The organism is Intestinibacter sp. (genome assembly GCF_022780145.1).
Classification (GTDB): Bacteria; Bacillota; Clostridia; order Peptostreptococcales; family Peptostreptococcaceae; genus Intestinibacter.
The window spans coordinates 14,004-32,495 of the sequence record NZ_JALEXO010000119.1; the positions used below are offsets into that span (position 1 = coordinate 14,004).

An 18,492-nucleotide genomic window follows, 5' to 3' on the forward strand; every position below is an offset into this window, starting at 1 on the left:
CCCCTCCTAATTCACTTTAATTATATCATTATTTTATATAATATTGCGCAATCACTTTATTACGATAATTCTTCATGCTATAATTTAATTATAAAATTTAAGGGGGGACATCTTATGACTCAATCAATTTTTCAGCTTATAAAATCTAGGCAATCAATCAGAACCTATAGCAACGAACCTATAGAAACATCTGTTTTAGACAAAATTCAAAATTACATTGATGATGTTACAAACCCATTTAACAAAAAAGTTTGTATTCAAATTCTAAAACCAAATAACTATCACAAGGAAAAACTTGGTACTTACGGTGTCATAAAAAATCCTAACTACTTTTTAGTAGCTTCTTGCGAGGACAAGCCTTTTGCGCTTGAAGCTCTAGGTTATACTTTTGAAAAAGTTATTTTATACTGTACATCTCTAAACCTCGGTACAGTTTGGCTTGGTGGAACTTTTAATAAAAGCAAATTTGCAAAAGCTATCAATTTAAAAGAGGGATATATTTTACCCATAGTTTCTCCTGTTGGTTATCCTGGTTTGAGAAGAAGCCCTATAGGATTTTTAATTGGAAGCAATCATAACAAAAGAGAACCTTTTAGTAAATTATTTAATCGAAATGATTTTTATACTCCTATGGCTAGAAAACAAGCAGGAATCTACGGTGACGCTCTAGAAGCAGTAAGACTTGCACCATCTTCTAGAAATTGCCAACCTTGGAGAGTTGTGTACAACGATGAAGGAATTCATTTCTTCACAACTGGAACAAAGGATATGAATAAAATCGACATGGGTATCGCCCTTTGCCACTTCGATAGCGTTTTGGAAGAACAAAGAGTTAAGGGCAGATTTAAAATAATAAGTCCTGGCATAAAAACTGACTACGAATATGTAATTTCCTGGATACCTGATAAATATTTTTAAATAAAAATATATCGTTATATCGAGTACGTAAATATAATAAAACCTCTAGCTGTAGCTAATTATCTAATCTACATCTAGAGGTTTTAGAATTTAACTACTATTTAGTCAATAATTCTTTTTTGATTATTTCTTCTTTTCTATTTAATAAATCATCAGATAATAATTGTTTTTCAACATTTTCAAATCCTATACGATTTATAGTTTCTTCAAAACGTTCACCTTTGATTCCTTGATCCTTGAATAATAGGATAGTTTTTTCTATAACATTTAGAGCTTCTTCTAGGTCTGTAAATATCTTGCTTAATGGTTTACCTACAGATATTTTTTTACCCCATCTACCACCAACGTAGATTTTGAATCCTCTAACTTTTCCATCAACTACATCAAATGGGCATTTTCCTACACAACGACCACAGTGGTTGCAGATATTTTCATCTCTAGTTATTTTCTTGTCTACAACTTTACATGCATGCATTGGACATGCTTTTTCTATTTTACATTTTTTACATCCTTTACATTTTTCAAGGTCATGAGCTGGTACTAATTGTCCTATTATACCGACATCGTTTAAGTCTGGTTTTAGGCAGTTATTTGGACATCCACCAACTGCTATTTTAAATTTATGAGGTAGAGCTACATCAGAATATCCTTCGAAAAATCTCTTGTGGATTTCTTCAGATATTGCGAAAGAATCTAATAGACCGTATTGGCAAGTAGTTCCTTTACATGATACTACTGGACGAACTTTAGCTCCTGTTCCACCTGTTTGTAAACCTGCTTTAGCAACATAGTTTCTGAAATCGTCTATTTTTTCATATGGTATACCTTGAACTTCTACTGATAGACGAGTTGTAAATGTTATATTTCCATTTCCAAATAATTCTGCTGCTTCTGCTATGCATTTGTGTTGTTCTGCTGTTATTTTACCATTTACTGTTAATACTCTTCCTGAAAAATTATCAGTTCCTTTGTTGTTTAAAAAACCTAATGCTTTAACTCTTTTTACATCTTCTGGACTTACTGTTAATGCTGACATTTTTTTCCCCCTTGTAAAATTTATATATATTAAAATATTAAAATCTTCGTATTTATTATAGATTGTACTATATTAATTTCTAAATTATGGTTAGCCACTTACAAAAACTATTTTACCACTTGAATATGTATTTGAAAAGTGATATTATTTTATAATCATTATAGGTAAAAGCTATTGATAATGTTTATCATGAATTAAAGGATTTAATAGTATTTTATCCATAATAAAGTTATTTATTCAGTTTATACCAAAATATTTATTGGAAAATTTTGATAGGAGGCTTTTTTCGTGACTATAAGACATTTGAGAATTTTTATAGCTGTGGCGGAAAATAAAAAAATGAGTCTCGCAGCTAAGAAACTATATATTTCTCAACCCACAGTGAGTCAAGCTATTAGAGAATTAGAAGAACACTACGGTGTAAAATTATTTGAGCGACTTTCCAAAAAGCTATATATTACTGAAGCTGGTAAATATTTACTTTTTCAAGCCAAAAACCTAGTATCACAATACGACAATCTAGAGAAGTCCATGAAGGAAAACTACAAAAGAGAAACCTTGAGAATCGGTGCTTCTCTGACAGTTGGTTCCATTTTGTTATCTAATGTTTTAAACGATTTAGAGAGTTACAACCCAAATTTGGACACATTTGCATATGTAAATAATACAAGCGTCATAGAGAAAAAATTACTCGATTCAAGTTTAGATGTGGCTATAGTAGAAGGAAAAATTAAATCACACGACTTGATAAGCGTCCCAATGATAGACGATTACTTGGTTTTAGTCTGCGCAGTTGACCATCCTCTATCAAATAAAAAAGAGGTTCATTTAAGCGACTTGGAAAACCAAAAATTCGTTGTCAGGGAAAAAGGAAGTGGTACTAGAGAATTATTGGATGAATTTTTAAAATTGCATAATTTAAAGGTAAAAATTGTCTGGGAAGCCAGCTCTCCCGACACGATTAGACACGCTGTAATATACAACGGCTGTCTAGCGCTAATGCCGATGCGTGTAATGGAAAAAGATATATTAGACCATAAAATGAATGTGATTTTTAACACTACAAATGAGTGGAATCGCTATTTCAGCTTGGTTTACCACAAGGATAAAAACATAACCAATTCTATTGTTTTGTTGAAGGATATACTAAAAAAATACAAATCACCTAATTTTAAAGTAAGTGAGTTGTCATCTAAATTAATTTTAGAATAAAAAAAATATCTCCAAATTTCAGTCGTAGGGTAATTTGGAGATTTTAATATTGTAAATTTATTTTAAGGAAATATCGTCTATGCCACTAAACGTATTCCTCATTAAGGGCTTTTTTTAATTATTATATATTATATAACTTCCAGTTAGTGGAATCTCAAGTGGATTTTATTTATTTTTTAAATCCGATAAAAACATTGAAATAACTAGATTATATCGATTGTCAATATTTTTTGTATTTAAATAATTGCAATTTTTTGCTAAAAAACCGATACACGTTCATCTACATGTATCGGTTTTAATTTTATTTATCGCTTATAGATACTTTTCCAAGTCTTCTATTGTCAGATGCTCCGAAATAATGTCCATCGGAAATTCCTCCTGCTTGGACAGCTCCGAAGTAAAGCTGGTCTTTGACATCTACATATGGATACGCACAATTGCTGACATCTATGATATAATCCTCATCTCTGCCATCTTCAAGCATCAATACACCAGGTTCATAAAATATTACCCTTGATTTATTTATTGACTCTTGTAGATCTTTTCCAAAGTATAGGTTGTCTACTAAAATAGGTGCTAGCATCTTCAGAATTCTAACTCCTCCTGGAGTTCCTATACCCATTATATAGTCGTCGCCTTTTTGGATTATAGTAGGGCAAGTGTAAGTTCTAGGTCTTTTACCTGGTTCATACTTGTTGATACCCTTTGTTCCAAAGCTTTTTAAACTACTGTTTAGATAAAAACCATTTACTTTCTTTTGAGAGCCGTAGAAATGGCCAAGCGTGTTCGTACATGAAACTACCATTCCATCCTTGTCTACTATTACAAAATGTGTAGTACTTTCGCTCTCATCGTCTTCGCTGTATGTTACACCTTTTTCTTTTAGTAAATTAGTTATATATTCGTCTGTAGTCAATTTGTTGTAGTCTACTGGATTGAAGTCCAAGTCAGACATCTTCTTGCCTCTATCGTAATTTGATAGAGTAGTCGCTGTATCTAAAACTTCTAAGTAATTACTTACATCGTTTATATCCTTAGTTTTGCTTTGTTTTTCGATGATTTCAAGCATTTGTATAAGTGGAGTTCCTGAAAATGGTGGTGGAGCTGAAACCACTTTATAGCCGTTGAATTCTCCAGAAACTGGTTCGTTTATTTTGACCTCGTATTTTGATAAGTCAGAAGCATCCATTGAACCTGCTTTTGCTATGTTTTCTGCTATTTCACCGCTGTAAAATGCTTTTGATCCATTTTTTTGGATGTTTTCAAGTGTGTCAGCTAGTTCGCTTTGAACTAGTGTATCTCCCTCTTTTAGAAGGCTTCCATCCTTTAGGTAGTCCTCATCTTGTGATAATAAACTTGAGAAGGAATCCATAGCCTTTACAGTATCTTCGTTGACCTCTACTCCATTTCTAGCTAAATCTACAGAATATCCTATTAGAGTAGATAAATCTGTCTTGCCGTAGTCCTTAGAAATTTTTTCCATACCTGCTACAAAACCTGGTACACCTACATCGCTTTGTCTCTCTTCATTTGAAAAAGGCGCGCAATCCTTGTAATCATAGAATTTATACTCATCAGCTGAAGGATCGTATATAAGCATACCTCCTCCGCCGCCTATACCTGATGCGTAAGGCTGAGCAACTCCTAAGGCATATGAAACTGCTATGGCAGCGTCTACTGCATTACCGCCTTCTGCTAGAACCTTTTCTCCTATTTCTGTAGCCGCTTGATTAGATGTACTGACTACATATGAGTGGCTACTATCTACAGTGGCATTAGTATCGGCATTATTATTTCCTTTGACAAATTTAAAATAGCAAATCGCACCTACAATAAGTGCCACTATTATTATGCCCAATACTAGCCCAAAATTTCCATTTTTCTTATTATTTTTTTTCTTATTTTTTTGCATAACATCATTCTCCAATTAAAATTATTCCTAATAATTGATGCCATTTTCTGTATAGCTTTGAGCTTGTCCATCTCCTGTGTTATCTATAGTATTTGTCACATCATTTGAAGTATTTTGTGATGCATCGTCCTTGCTCTTCAAGTCGACCTTTATGGCATTTTTTAGAAGTAAAGTGTTTGATTCTACCTTATAAGCGCCTTCACTCAAGTTTTTAGTTAGAGTGTTGTAAGTTCTCTTTTTGAAGTAAGGGTTAGTTGTAACAGTTGGATATCCATTTTTAATTCTAACTGGAACAATTTCAAAGCTGCAATTTCCATCTTCATCTAAAAAATAATTTAATACTATGCTGTCTTTAGTTCTACTCCATCCTTGGTCAAACACAAAGTTACCCATACTATAGAAAATAATACCATCGTTGTACTTTTCTATAGGTTGTAATACGTGTGGATGAGAACCGATTACTATATCAGCACCAAAATTTATTAAGTTTCTTCCCAATTGCTCTTGTCTTTCAGTTTGATTAAATCCATATTCGACACCCCAGTGGATGTTTGCTATGACTAAGTCGGCCTCTTCTGATGCTTCTCTGACTGCTTGGTAATATCTCATAGTATTGGTAGACAAAATACCTGCTTTTCCGACTGTAGCTGAGAAGTTTTTAGGAATTATGTCGCTCACTGATACTGTAGCGATTTTTATTCCATTTACCTCCTGGATGTTGTATTTGCCAGCTTCTGTTATATTTTTGCCAGCACCCACGTAATCTAAGCCTGTTTTTTCTAATTTATTTATAGTATTTACTACTCCATCGGCACAGAAGTCTGCCAAGTGGTTGTTCGCTAAATTTATAAGCGTAAATCCACTTTTCTTTAGGACATCGGCAGTTTTTGTTTCGGCGTTTATGTGTATTTCCTTGTCGTTTTTTTTGTAATCTGATGGATTATCTAGAAGTACACATTCTAAGTTTCCTGATACATAGTCAGAATCCTGCCATAAACTAGACACTCCCGAAAACATACCGCTGTAATCATCCTTTGAACCCTTGTTCATTATAGATCTTCCAAGCATCATATCTCCAACAACAGTACCCTTTACTAAGCTATCCCCGTCATAGGCGCTTATAGATTTTGAGCTATTGTCCTTATCCATTGCATCTCCCATTGTACCTGCTCCGAATAATACTAGAGAAAGTACTATTATAATAGCTATTACAGACTTACCTGATGTTTTAGGCTGTCTTTTTATGAAAGCTTGTATCTTTTCTTTTAAAGTTAATTTTCTCTCCATAAAAATCACCTACACTAAGTAAACTATTTGCATTATTCCATAAACTACAGCAGTCATAACAAGAGTAGAAACTAAAGTTATCTTCACACCTTGTTTAGAATAGCAGTTTGATAGTAATGCCGGTACTATTATACCTATTCCTCTAAATTCAAATGTAGGGAATGGTGTCAATGGATAAATTGCTTCAAAGATAAGCTTTAATGCTACGGCTATTACCATAGTCGCAACAAATCTTCTTCTACCATATAGTATAACAAACTTAGGTAGTATAAAGTTTACAATACCGTAAGTTATAAATGAAACTAAAAATATTAATACCATTGTTATAGGCGAATCTAAAACTAAAGCTAGATAACTTGCAACGATAATTCCACCTGGTGTAATTCCAAATGATTCTACAAATAGTAGTGTTGCGACAACACCTATTACTAATGACATATAAAAATCTGTTATATACATTTGTCCTCCTCAATACGTCTTTAAATAATCTCTTTAAAATAAGTTTTGAATATGAGCACTTAAGCTTCCCTTTGCTCCAAAACTAAATTCTTCATTATTTGAACTTTCTTCGTCGTTTATATAAATTCCAAACATTTCTTGTAATAAAATATCTGCATCTCCATGTATATTACCTATACCGTAGATTACTCTATCTTTAGACATAGAATATAATTTTTCGATTAATTCTTCTATATCTAAATCTGATAAATCGATATATTCCTTTATATTATCCAATTTACCAGCTTGAATAGCCTTGTCTATGCGGTCGCTACCTTCTCCCATCGCAACCAAAGTCACATCTCCTGTAAAGTAAGGGAAACAATCCGCGATAAACTGATCTGTTCTATCTACTCTATCCTCTCTACCGTTGAATAAAATAATTGGGTTGTCTGTATTTTGAAGATTTTCTTTTATTTTATCCCAAATAGCCAAAGTAGATGACGGCTCGTTTGCAGCAAATCCATTTACAAAAATACTGCTCTCTCCTCTACGTCCGAAATCGACTATAGTAGCAGCTCCTGGATCTGGGTTGGCAGCCAACATTCCTTCAAACGCAACCTCAGGCTCTATCTCTAAAACCTCCGCCACAGCTAAAGCAAGAGATATGTTGTCTTCAAATATTGTATATTTGAATTTTTCAACTAGTCCTTCTGGTATTTTTGAATTATCCGCTACAACTATTTTTGTATTTCTTTTTTTGCATTCCTGTGTAAAATAATCGACATAAGGTCCATTATCGACTACTAAATAACCGTCGTGTGGTATAGTGTTTGAAAATGCCATCGCAATCTCATCTGTAGTAGGTCCCATGACATCTAGATGATCTTCTAAAACGTTGACGATTACTGTTATATTTGCTTTAAATATGTCGTTTTGGTAGACATCTTGGTATTCTGGTCTGACAGCCATACATTCACAGACTAATGCATCTGCACCTACTTTTCTCGCCTTGTCGATTACTTGGATTTGTTCTTTTATATTGGCGCCGGCTTTACGTCTGATGACCTCTTCCTTGTCCTTATTCCAATATATCATTCTTGGCGACGTACCAGTTGTCTTACCTACAACCTTGTATCCCGCTTGACTTAAAACTCCTGTTATAAGCCTAGTTACAGTAGATTTTCCTCTTATACCGTTGACATTTATTCTAACGGCTAAATTTTTTATATTATCCTCGTTTTTACGTTTTTCTCTCACACCTAGATAAAATAACATAGCTATACCCACAGCCATTATTATAAGTTGAATTATAGTAGTTTTATCGTACATAATATCCTCCTTTCTAAATTTAATTACTTAGTTAAATATTAAATTCTCGCTATGGAAATATCAAACTGATGTTCTTTCTATTTTGATTATAGACAAAATAAGCTCATCATATTCATGTTTTTTAATATTTTTCCATAAAATTGTAACATTATTGTAACCTTTTTACTATAAACTATATTCTATCATATATTTTTAAATAGTAAATTAAATTTTCATAAATAATTGTCACAAAAAATTAACTTTACGATTTTTATGGCATTTATTGTAAATTTTAAAAACAAATATTTATTTGAAATACTATTATAAATATCTGTTTTTAAAACACAATTTTGACTAAAAATAAGCCGATTTTGTTCAAAAATCGGCTAAAAGTATATATATAAATTTTTCGGTAACTACTTAAAAAATCCTATTTAAAAGTTTCAGCTATGAAAGCTTCGATTTCTTTAGCTGTTCCAAGTTCTAAAACTTTATCAGCAAATGCCTTCATATCAGCTTCACTTACAGAATTTATTAATTTTCTAGCTGGTAATATAGATATTGGACTCATAGAGAATTCATCTAGACCAAATCCTAAAAGTATAGGTATCATTCTTTGATCTCCTGCAGCTTCTCCACACATTCCAGCCCATTTACCTTCTTTATGAGCATTTTCTATAACCATTTTTATTAATCTCAATACAGCTGGGTTAAATTGGTTATATAAGTAGCTTATCTTTTGGTTCATTCTGTCTACTGCACAAGTGTATTGGATTAAGTCGTTTGTTCCTATAGAGAAGAAATCAACGTGTTTAGCAAGTACATCAGATATAACTGCTGCTGATGGAACTTCTATCATCATACCAACTTCTACTTCTTTAGAGTAAGCTATACCTTCAGCATCTAACTGTGCTTTTACTTCTTCACAAGTAGCTTTAGCTTGTAATAGTTCTTCTAGAGAAGATATCATTGGGAACATTATTCTTAATTTTCCGTGAACACTTGCTCTATATAAAGCTCTTAATTGAGTTGTGAATATTTCTTTTCTATCTAGGCAAAGTCTGATTGCTCTGTATCCTAAGAATGGGTTCATTTCTTCGTCCATTTGTAGGTAGTCAAGTTTTTTGTCTCCACCTATATCTAGAGTTCTTATAACAACTGGTTTTCCACTCATTCCTTCAAGAACTGCTTTGTAAGCTTCGTATTGTTCGTCTTCAGTTGGGAAATCACTTCTATCCATGTATAAGAATTCAGTTCTGTAAAGACCAACACCTTCAGCATCGTTTTTAAGTAATCCATCAACATCGTTTGGAGTACCTATGTTTCCTGCTAATTCAACGTGTTTTCCATCAGTTGTAACAGATGGTTGTCCTTTTAATAATTCTAGTGATTTTTTGTATTCTTCAAATTCTTTTTTCATTTGAGCGTATTTATCTATAGTTTCTTGATCTGGGTTTATTATAACTTCACCAGTATCTCCGTTGAATACTACGAAATCTCCGTCTTTGATTCTTTCTGTTGCATCAGTTAAACCAACTATTGCAGCAACTTCTAAAGTTCTAGCCATTATAGCTGTATGAGAAGTTCTACCACCGATATCAGTTAAGAATCCTAAAACTTTCTTTTTGTCCATAGTAGCTGTATCTGATGGAGTTAAGTCATGTGCAACTAAAACTACTTCATCTTCTAAAGCTGCTAAGTCAACTATCTTAACACCTAATAAGTGTCTTAATATTCTGTTAGTTACGTCTTTTATGTCTGCTGCTCTTTCTCTCATATATTCGTTGTCCATAGCTTCAAACATTCCAACGAACATTTCTTTTATTTCATTTAATGCAAAATCAGCATTAACTTTTTCAGATTTTACTTTATCTATTGCAGAACCTAATAATTCTGGATCTTCTAAAACTAATAAGTGAGATTCGAATATTTGAGCTTCTTCTTCTCCTAATTCTACTTTAGCTTTATCTCTAACTTTTTCAAGTTCTGCTTTTGATATTGCTACTGCATCGTTTAATTTTGCTACTTCTGCATCTACATCAGATATTGATTTTTTTTCTATTACTAATTCATTATGTTCTAACACTAACGCTTTCCCAAGAACAATACCTGGTGAAGCTGCTGTTCCTTTAAACATATTTATTCCTCCTAAAATATAACCCTATTTTTTATTTATTTTATATGAAACTGAATCTCTCAGATAAATCTCTATTATAACTAGTTGTCTAAAATTTTACGCAAAAACCTGGGATTCCCCCAGGTTTTCTTTTATTTTTATCGGTTCGAATTATTCACCAAATCCGCTTTCGATTAATTCTACTAATGCATCTACTGCAGCAGCTTCGTCTGCACCTTCAGCTTTTATTACTATTTCTTCACCTTGTCCTAAACCTAAGCTCATTATACCCATGATTGATTTAGCGTTTACAGTTTTTCCTTTTGCTAATACTTCTACAGTTGAAGTGAATTCTGAAGCTTTTTTTACAAACATTCCTGCTGGTCTAGCATGTAAACCTGTTGCGTTTTTTATTACTACTGATTTTTCCATAATGTAACCTCCTAATTAATATGCATAAAAATTTTAAATAGGCATTTTTTTCAAACTCTGATTTTTAAAATCATTGAGAATTGTATTTATTATTGCCTTTTCAATTTTTTCCTTTTTATTTAATAAAATAATGTGTTTATTTTCATTATTTTCATAATCAAAATCATTTGGCTCTATCTTAGTATTTACCAAATCTATAACTTTTGAAAAATCATATAAATTTAAAATATCTATATTATTTTCTTCAAGTTTCTTTTCATATATACTATAAAAAATATCCTTGTATGTAAATTCTTTATCGAGATTTAAAATATCTCCAAGCTTTGGAACGATATCCTCAAGCAAAACTCTAAGGCTTGGCGGTCTCTTTATTTTAAGTATGTTACAAATCTCTTGTATTGTATCGATATCTAAATTTTTTATAGCTTCAAAACAAGTTTCCTCATCATATCTAAAATCTGCATTGAAAAAGTACTTAACTCCATCATATCTTTTAAATACCTTCATTGTATCCATATATCCAAGCTTTGCAATTTTATCCATGTGATCTTTGTCTTTATTCAATGAACCTCCAAGATTCATAGATGGTCTTATAACAGTTAAATTTATGTCTTTATATCTCTGTAAATTCTTTTCTCCTATATTGTCATTTGATAATCTAATAACTATTATATCATCATAACCTCTACTAGCCAATAACCCGACTGGTGTATTATCAGATAAAAAACCATCTAAATACAATTTATCATCCAATTTATCTAGCTGAAATATAGGCAAGCTAGCACTTGCAATTAAATAATCAACAAGCTGTCCTTCTGGTATATCCTCCTTCATAAGATGCTTAGGAACTATTTTTTTATTGTCTAAGTAAACAGTTACTAAGCCAAAATCCTTAGAAGAATTTCTAATTTTTTGTTCATCTATATTCTCTTTTAATAAATTCCTTAATGGTGTTATATCTATTCCTTCGTTTTTTCTAACTTTATTAATAAGCTCTAAAATCGCATTTATATTTTTAGGCTTCATGGCGATATTTTTATATTTTTCATAAAAGTCCTCTTCTATGTCCATAAAGCTCTTGTAGTCTTTATTTAACCAAATATCCTCCATATTTTCGAAGTCATCCTGAACTATAAAAGCTCCATTTAAGGCTCCTATTGAAGTTCCAGATACTCCGTTAAACTCAATCCCTAACTCTTTTAAAGCTTTATATGCTCCAAATTGGTAAGCACCCTTTGTGCCTCCCCCTTCTAAAACTAAACCTTTCATTTACATCACCTAATTTTTAAAATCTAAATCAGTGCTATAAACTCATATTTAGGACTATATATTTAGAGAATTTTTAATTCTCCTGTCTATTATATTTTCTAAGAAATCAATCCTATTTTCAAGGTAATTTTTTTCCTTTAAGAGAGAAATTTTTTTGTCTTGTATTTTTACATCAGTTTTATTGATAGAAACTTTGACAAAATCCTCTGAAGCTGTTGGTATTGTTAAATTTTCTTCAATCTTTAACTCTATTTGCGCCTTTTTTTTAGAAAGGTCTATTATTTGTTTAGATAGATTTTCTATTTCTTCGTAATTTTCATCCTTAAAAACCTTCAATTTCATGACCTTATTTGGGTAATAGTCAAATATTTTTTTCCCCATTTCCTTACCTATTATTTTGAAATATCTATCGTATGTTTTAGAATTTAAAATCCCTACTAAATACTCATATGAGAATTGATCCTTGTACTCGTCCTTTATATAAAATGAGTAAACATCAGCGCTGACATAGCTATTATCAACGTCTATAGCAAATCTGTTATTTGTAGATTTATAGGGATACATTATCTTCTTTTGTTCAAATAAATTCTTATCCCTACCCCACTGTAATTCATACCATTTTCTAGTGTTTTTTATGCACTCTCTTCTACTAGATAGCTTTTGTTTATATGGTAGCAAGAATGTGTCTATGACAAATTTATAATTCTCCTCTGTGTCTATATCATTTGTGTAAATCAATTTATATTGTGAATTATTTATTATATATTTCCCCACATCCTTGTTTTTTATCCAATTTTTTAATAAATTTTTGTTTATTTTTTCTATATTTTGATCATCTTTTTTTATGACAAATGCCTTGTCACAACCTGTAATTATGCCTTGAAAACTCTCACAAATTTCGTCTAAAAAATATTGACTCTTACTTTGAATCTTATTGTAAAACTTAAATTCCTCTTGATCGACCATCATCCACGACTCTCCAAGCGAATTTTGATTTACTTTTAACTTCTTAAAATTACCTTGATTTATATACTCCTCTAAATTCGTTATTTTCTTGATGCTTATATTGTCGTCTATTATCTTATATAAATCTATATAATTATTTTGAAAATCGCTATGTTCAAATATAACTATACAACTGGCTATTCCTAGATTATTAAATAAATTAGCTCCTAAAAAATCAATTATAGTATTTATTCTAGAATTACTTATTAAATATTTTCTTAAAAATTTACCTGAAGGACTTTGCATAAAGTACCTCGGCGTGATAATACCTGCGACTGCATCCTTATCTAGTAAATCCAAAATCTTTTTATAGAAGCAGAAATATAAATCTCCTTTACCTCTGTAGACATCTTCGTATTCTTTATATAGAAATTTTTTATATTCATTATCCAGCAATTTCTGACCTATGTAAGGTGGATTCCCAACTATGTAGTCAAACTTATCCACACCGAAAATATCTTTGAAGTTTATTTTTAAGCTGTCTCCACAAAATATATTAAATTGATCCACAACATCTATATCGCTGATATCAACAAGCTGCCTCTTTAAAATTTCCAAAGCATCCCTGTCCGTATCCACACCAAAAATACAGTTCCTAATAATATGTAAGCCTATATCCTGCTCTGATATAAAACCGTCTCCGTATTTTCGGTTTAATGCTTCTATATTTTGATAAAACTTTTCATACAATATTTCATAAGCTTTTATCAAAAAATTTCCACAGCCACAGCATAAATCTAGAACTCTCGGATAAGGATTTTTAATTACATCGTGTTTTCTCAATGTTTTATCCAATATATATTCAACCACTATATAGGGAGTATAATAAATACCTCTTTCCTTTCTTGTTTTGATGTCTAAATTGCTTTCGTATTTTTTTGAAACTGCAAAACTCCCACTCATAATTTTTCCCCCATACAACGAAAATTGTTTATTCACAATTTCTATAGAAATACTATTTAATCATTTGAAATATCAACGTTAATTATCCACATCTTGCAAAAAAGTCAACTTCGGATATAATTTGTAAATTGTATCCAAAATTGACCCCCTAACTCATTTTTGATTAAATTTGTATCCCTATTGTTTATAATTTATTGTACATACTTTCTCCAAGAATTTCTTCAAATCTTGAATATGCATTTTTAGTAAGCATTCCATAAAGTGCTCTCAATAAATCTATCGCAACATCTCCATTGAAATCTTCTGATAAAGATATATATGGAACTTGAACTAAAAGCTCGTTGTTTTTATTTAAAACAAATTTTTCTACATTATGTACACCATTTAATTCATTTACTAATTTTATAATATCGTCTTTCTTAGACTCATCTACCAATTTACCAAAGAATATAGTAATTGTAGTATAGGCAGATTCATCCAATATTATACCTAATAATAGTTTATTTTTTTGATATTCTTGTAATGATCTAAAAAATACCATTTTGTCATTTGCAACAACATCAAATACTTGTGACATTTGATTTTTTCTTAAAGACTCTTCAATTAAAATTTTCTTCACTTCTAAATCAGCCATGTTAGCACTCCCTTTTTATTTTTTAGCATCTATATAATTTAATATACCCTGTGCAATTCCTTCTGCCAAATCATCTTGGTATTTTTTGTTCTTTAAATTTTTCTGTTCTGAGGAATTGCTCAAAAATCCACATTGGATATATACAGCAGGCATACTATTATCCTTTAATACACTCATATCATAGGCACTTATACCCCTGTCTTTAGCCTTTACATAAGCCGATACAGAAGTCTGAATAATACTCGCCAAGTCATATGAACCATTTGATGAATCCTTTTGGTAAATAGTCTCTATTCCAGAAGCATCACCTGTTTTTTCACCAGCCATATGAATAGATACAAAAACCTCTGCTTTTTCATTTTCTGCTAGAGATTTTCTCTCATCTGGACTCAAGTATACATCTTCTTGTCTAGATAAAATTACATTTATATCATCTTCTTCGGCTAATTTTTTTGCCACTTTTTTAGCTATTATTAAATTCAAATCCTTTTCTTTTGTATTAGATGTGACATATCCTGTTTCATATCCTCCACAGCCTACATCTATAAATACATTGTGCTTCTTTTGTAAAGTGTCTTTATTCTCGTCTCCAACATCGAATTGTTCATCAGAATTTACATCAGACTTGTCCACCTTGCCTCCTGTCAGAGAGTTTTTAAGCGAAATTACGTTAGGCCAAATGCCACTTACAAAATTGACGGTCTTTTTACCCACAAATCCCACTGCAAAAATCACTATAATTGCACAAACTACAACTAATACCAGCTTTTTTTTATTAACTGATGTTTTCTTTCTGTGTAACCCTTTTTTTCTCTTTTTATTCCTGCTTTTAGCAGTTTTTTTATTAGTTATTTTTCTCTTAGTCACTAGCTTCACCTTTCTTAGATAAAAAATCATTATTCTAAGAAGTCTTAAATTAACGCAGACTCCTCTGAAATACGCAACGAAAATTATATTATACACTTTTTTAAAATGTATATAATTTCCTATCTATTATAAAGTAATTTTATCATTTAGAAAGGCTTTTTTCAAATATTATTGACATTAAAACTCGTTATTAATCATAATATCCGAATATTTTTATATATCTTTTTTCACCTACCTTTAAGCTAAGTGGATAATTCAACAAATCATACGTATGTTGGCAGATTAAATAATCGACTAAAAAATCACCATCTAAAATAATGTCGCTTACTATCATAGTATGATATGCTAGATTATCCTCATATACAAGCTGGACAATATCTCCAATCTCTAAATCGTAGTAATCCACCTCCTCAGCGTAAATTCCAAAATTATTAGTGTCACTAGAATTATTACCAATGATGTACTTGTAAAAAGGCTCTGCTGCTGTCCAAGTTGGGGTCCTATTCATGTCGCTGTACCAATACCACTGTTTTAATATATTATTACCATTATTATCAAAAGGTATACCTCCAGCATGTACACATTGTGATATAAAATTAGTGCAATCACCACCCCACTCTTCATAGTCTTTATACGCTGTATTCCTTGATAATGCCCACTTCATGGCGTACCCTGCTGCTGATTTCCTATCATAATTTGTAAAATTTACCATTTTATCCTCCCTCGTCGATTTTTAATATAATTACCGTTTTATATCGACATGAAACTGTATCTCATCAGCTTGAAACGATATTTTGTATTGCATAATCACTTAATATATTTTTTATTTTTTTAAAGCATATAGAAAACTCAATTAAATTACACACCCTGCTAGTCAATTCAAAACTCGAGATGCAAATGACTAAATTCCTATCATTAAAATAGAAAACTGGATCCTCGCATATATAAATAGATTCACTCATCAAATCGTAAATGTCATATCCGATATAACCTTTGTATTTATCTAAAATATCATAAATTTCCTCCATTATATAATTTTGTATTACCCTCTCAAAATCCACCTCCTCCTTAAATAGAGTATCTAATGTAATTTTTTCCATGAGATTAAAATCGTAATTATAGCTAGATATATGGCTAATATCTGTAAGACCAATAATTTGTGAAAATTCCACAGGTATGCTGATTATATTATTTTTATTAAAAGCTCTTTGAAATTCAGAAATAACATTTATATTTCCTATTATAAATTCTTCCTTTAAAGTTGATATTACAACCTCCTCAAAAATACTCACATCATTTTTTATAAATTCATTTACAAATGATGCAAATTTTCCCACCTCCTCACTTTCATTTTGCAATTCGATTTCAGGATAATTTAAAAAAAATCTAATATTATTCACTTTTTTATCGATTAATTTATTTGTAATATTTACCATACCGAATACCTCCACCAAATACATTCTAGATACTCCTATAACATTTATAGTAAATTTTATGAAGGCTATCCTACGTATATTCTCCAAAACACAAAAAAAGACCACATAAAACTACACTTATATTTAAGCATAATTATTATATGGTCTTCTTTATATCCCTAAATTTTATTATCCTATTATTCTTCTAGCAGTTACATATCCTTTTACATAGTAAGAAGAATATAAATTTTCGTATCTTACAGTTTTTCCTGGGCTTGGAGCATGGATAAATTGTCCATTTCCAACGTACATACCTACATGGTGTATACGGTTTGTCCCACTGTTAAAGAATACTAAATCTCCTGGTTTTAAATTGCTTTTGCTGACATATCTTCCGTTTGATGCTTGTGCTGCTGAAGATCTATTTAAATATATTCCAGCTGCATTTTTATAGCAATAATATGTAAGACCTGAACAGTCAAAAGAGTTTGGTCCAGCTGCTCCATAAACATATGGTTTACCAACTTGTCTTTTTACCATGTTTACAACAGCTTGTGTTTTTGAGCTGACATTTGATGAACCACCGCCATAGTTTCCATCAGATGTTGAGCTTCCACTCTTTAAGTCAGCTGATGTTCCTGAAGTTATTTTTAAATAATCTCCACAAACATATCCTGTTGTTCCATTTTTTAATTTAACTTTATACCAGCCATTGCTGTATTGTTTTTGTATTCCAACTACGTATCCTTTGTAGATATTTCTCTTTACGCTGTAAGAAGTAGATGGGCCTGTTCTCACACGTAATGTGCTTGTAGTAACTCTACCAACTTTTTTAATTGTTGAGTAGCTTTTTACTACATAAGCTCCACCTTTATTAGAACTATTATCTGTTGAAGTTTTTCCAGATACTTTTAAATAATCTGGACTTACATATCCAACTTTTCCTGATGATGTTTTTATTTTGTACCATCCATTGCTAGCAGTACTTGTAACTGTAACCTTTTGTCCTTCTGTTAAACTACCTATTACATCATAAGATGTTCCAGGTCCTTTTCTTATATTTAATACATAAGCTGTTACAGTTCCTGTTTTTGTTGATGTTTGAGTTTTATATGTTGAAGTTGTTCCTGTATTTTCTGTTTTAGCTGCATCAACTGTTGCTGTTTGTGCCCCAAGTGATACTGAAGTTGCAACCATTCCTAAAGCTAAGGCTTTAGATAGTGTCGATTTTGTTTTCTTTTCAGTAAACATATGTTTGACACTCACCCCCTAATTATTATTAATTTTATATTTTTTATTTTAACATATTTTTGATTAAATTTCCACAAAATGGGGTATGTGAGGTCATTGTATACACTTTTTAAAACAAAAAAATTTTATAATATATGTTTTTTTAACTTTAAATTTAAAGTAGAAAAACATTTTCATTCGATTTTTAACCTATTTTTTATGGTAATACATTTATTTTTTAATAAATTTACATATTTACAGTTTTTTTGGGGTTTTTGACCTTTTTTAATATTTATCGTTGTTTTACAAACAAATTTTTAACTGTTCCCTCTAATAATTTCATTTCTTCTATTTTTAACATTTTTATAAAAACTATGTATATAAATGCTCCTAACAAAATACTTGTTGCTAAGGATATAAGTTCTCCTATAAAATCCATTCCTAAAATTGCTGTTAAACTATTATAAGCAAAAATTACACCTATAGACATAGCTATCGAAGCTACCG

General features: G+C 31.0%; 16 protein-coding genes and 1 pseudogene. 2 read left to right on the forward strand and 15 right to left on the reverse strand.

Annotation, left to right across the window (positions count from 1 at the left end; genetic code table 11):
• Positions 1-114: 114 nt before the first annotated feature.
• On the forward strand, positions 115-918 hold the full coding sequence (locus tag MR593_RS04440; RefSeq protein WP_290687237.1) for a nitroreductase family protein: 804 nt from the start codon (positions 115-117) through the stop codon (positions 916-918).
• 97 nt (positions 919-1,015) lie between these two features.
• On the opposite strand, the gene MR593_RS04445 is transcribed toward MR593_RS04440, so the two are convergent.
• On the reverse strand, positions 1,016-1,954 hold the full coding sequence (locus MR593_RS04445; RefSeq protein WP_290687239.1) for a 4Fe-4S binding protein: 939 nt from the start codon (positions 1,952-1,954) through the stop codon (positions 1,016-1,018).
• Between the two features lie 288 nt (positions 1,955-2,242).
• On the opposite strand from MR593_RS04445, the gene MR593_RS04450 reads away from it, so the two are divergent.
• Positions 2,243-3,166, forward strand: a complete 924-nt coding sequence (locus MR593_RS04450) for a LysR family transcriptional regulator (protein ID WP_290687241.1) — start codon at positions 2,243-2,245, stop codon at positions 3,164-3,166.
• A gap of 301 nt (positions 3,167-3,467) precedes the next feature.
• On the opposite strand, the gene MR593_RS04455 is transcribed toward MR593_RS04450, so the two are convergent.
• The 14 genes and pseudogenes from MR593_RS04455 to MR593_RS04520 form a co-directional block, all read right to left on the reverse strand.
• A complete protein-coding gene (locus MR593_RS04455) occupies positions 3,468-5,078 on the reverse strand; it encodes a gamma-glutamyltransferase family protein (protein ID WP_290687243.1) in 1,611 nt (536 codons plus the stop codon).
• A 27-nt stretch (positions 5,079-5,105) separates the two neighbouring features.
• Complete coding sequence (locus MR593_RS04460; protein WP_290687244.1) at positions 5,106-6,365, reverse strand: CapA family protein; 1,260 nt, start codon at positions 6,363-6,365, stop codon at positions 5,106-5,108.
• 9 nt (positions 6,366-6,374) lie between these two features.
• Entirely contained in the window at positions 6,375-6,824 is a 450-nt protein-coding gene (pgsC, locus tag MR593_RS04465) for a poly-gamma-glutamate biosynthesis protein PgsC (protein ID WP_290687246.1), read from the reverse strand.
• Between the two features lie 33 nt (positions 6,825-6,857).
• Positions 6,858-8,135, reverse strand: coding sequence for a poly-gamma-glutamate synthase PgsB (gene pgsB / locus MR593_RS04470; RefSeq protein ID WP_290687248.1), 1,278 nt, complete (start codon positions 8,133-8,135; stop codon positions 6,858-6,860).
• Positions 8,136-8,544: 409 nt separating this feature from the next.
• Positions 8,545-10,251, reverse strand: a complete 1,707-nt coding sequence (gene ptsP / locus MR593_RS04475; RefSeq protein WP_290687250.1) for a phosphoenolpyruvate--protein phosphotransferase — start codon at positions 10,249-10,251, stop codon at positions 8,545-8,547.
• Between the two features lie 150 nt (positions 10,252-10,401).
• Positions 10,402-10,662, reverse strand: a complete 261-nt coding sequence (locus MR593_RS04480) for an HPr family phosphocarrier protein (RefSeq protein ID WP_290687252.1) — start codon at positions 10,660-10,662, stop codon at positions 10,402-10,404.
• A gap of 33 nt (positions 10,663-10,695) precedes the next feature.
• Entirely contained in the window at positions 10,696-11,931 is a 1,236-nt protein-coding gene (locus MR593_RS04485; protein ID WP_290687253.1) for a patatin-like phospholipase family protein, read from the reverse strand.
• Between the two features lie 54 nt (positions 11,932-11,985).
• Positions 11,986-13,839: an Eco57I restriction-modification methylase domain-containing protein gene (locus tag MR593_RS04490; RefSeq protein WP_290687254.1), complete on the reverse strand. Its 1,854-nt coding sequence runs from the start codon at positions 13,837-13,839 to the stop codon at positions 11,986-11,988.
• 184 nt (positions 13,840-14,023) lie between these two features.
• Positions 14,024-14,473 carry a hypothetical protein gene (locus MR593_RS04495; protein WP_290687255.1) on the reverse strand — a complete coding sequence of 150 codons (450 nt, stop codon included), beginning with the start codon at positions 14,471-14,473 and terminating at the stop codon, positions 14,024-14,026.
• Positions 14,474-14,488: 15 nt separating this feature from the next.
• Positions 14,489-15,340: an N-acetylmuramoyl-L-alanine amidase gene (locus tag MR593_RS04500; RefSeq protein WP_290687256.1), complete on the reverse strand. Its 852-nt coding sequence runs from the start codon at positions 15,338-15,340 to the stop codon at positions 14,489-14,491.
• A 190-nt stretch (positions 15,341-15,530) separates the two neighbouring features.
• Positions 15,531-16,052, reverse strand: coding sequence for an amidase domain-containing protein (locus MR593_RS04505; protein ID WP_290687257.1), 522 nt, complete (start codon positions 16,050-16,052; stop codon positions 15,531-15,533).
• 64 nt (positions 16,053-16,116) lie between these two features.
• Complete coding sequence (locus tag MR593_RS04510) at positions 16,117-16,800, reverse strand: hypothetical protein (protein ID WP_290687258.1); 684 nt, start codon at positions 16,798-16,800, stop codon at positions 16,117-16,119.
• 144 nt (positions 16,801-16,944) lie between these two features.
• Positions 16,945-18,006, reverse strand: coding sequence for a C40 family peptidase (locus MR593_RS04515; RefSeq protein WP_290687259.1), 1,062 nt, complete (start codon positions 18,004-18,006; stop codon positions 16,945-16,947).
• A 271-nt stretch (positions 18,007-18,277) separates the two neighbouring features.
• Positions 18,278-18,492: pseudogene (locus MR593_RS04520) on the reverse strand (murein biosynthesis integral membrane protein MurJ); the annotation flags it as partial.

Coding starts and splice junctions, on each gene's coding strand:
- MR593_RS04440 (WP_290687237.1), top strand. CDS start 115: ATGACTCAATCAATTTTTCAGCTTATAAAATCTAGGCAATCAATCAGA.
- MR593_RS04445 (WP_290687239.1), bottom strand. CDS start 1,954: ATGTCAGCATTAACAGTAAGTCCAGAAGATGTAAAAAGAGTTAAAGCA.
- MR593_RS04455 (WP_290687243.1), bottom strand. CDS start 5,078: ATGCAAAAAAATAAGAAAAAAAATAATAAGAAAAATGGAAATTTTGGG.
- MR593_RS04460 (WP_290687244.1), bottom strand. CDS start 6,365: ATGGAGAGAAAATTAACTTTAAAAGAAAAGATACAAGCTTTCATAAAA.
- pgsC (WP_290687246.1), bottom strand. CDS start 6,824: ATGTATATAACAGATTTTTATATGTCATTAGTAATAGGTGTTGTCGCA.
- pgsB (WP_290687248.1), bottom strand. CDS start 8,135: ATGTACGATAAAACTACTATAATTCAACTTATAATAATGGCTGTGGGT.
- ptsP (WP_290687250.1), bottom strand. CDS start 10,251: ATGTTTAAAGGAACAGCAGCTTCACCAGGTATTGTTCTTGGGAAAGCG.
- MR593_RS04480 (WP_290687252.1), bottom strand. CDS start 10,662: ATGGAAAAATCAGTAGTAATAAAAAACGCAACAGGTTTACATGCTAGA.
- MR593_RS04485 (WP_290687253.1), bottom strand. CDS start 11,931: ATGAAAGGTTTAGTTTTAGAAGGGGGAGGCACAAAGGGTGCTTACCAA.
- MR593_RS04490 (WP_290687254.1), bottom strand. CDS start 13,839: ATGAGTGGGAGTTTTGCAGTTTCAAAAAAATACGAAAGCAATTTAGAC.
- MR593_RS04495 (WP_290687255.1), bottom strand. CDS start 14,473: ATGGCTGATTTAGAAGTGAAGAAAATTTTAATTGAAGAGTCTTTAAGA.
- MR593_RS04505 (WP_290687257.1), bottom strand. CDS start 16,052: ATGGTAAATTTTACAAATTATGATAGGAAATCAGCAGCAGGGTACGCC.
- MR593_RS04510 (WP_290687258.1), bottom strand. CDS start 16,800: ATGTATTTGGTGGAGGTATTCGGTATGGTAAATATTACAAATAAATTA.
- MR593_RS04515 (WP_290687259.1), bottom strand. CDS start 18,006: ATGTTTACTGAAAAGAAAACAAAATCGACACTATCTAAAGCCTTAGCT.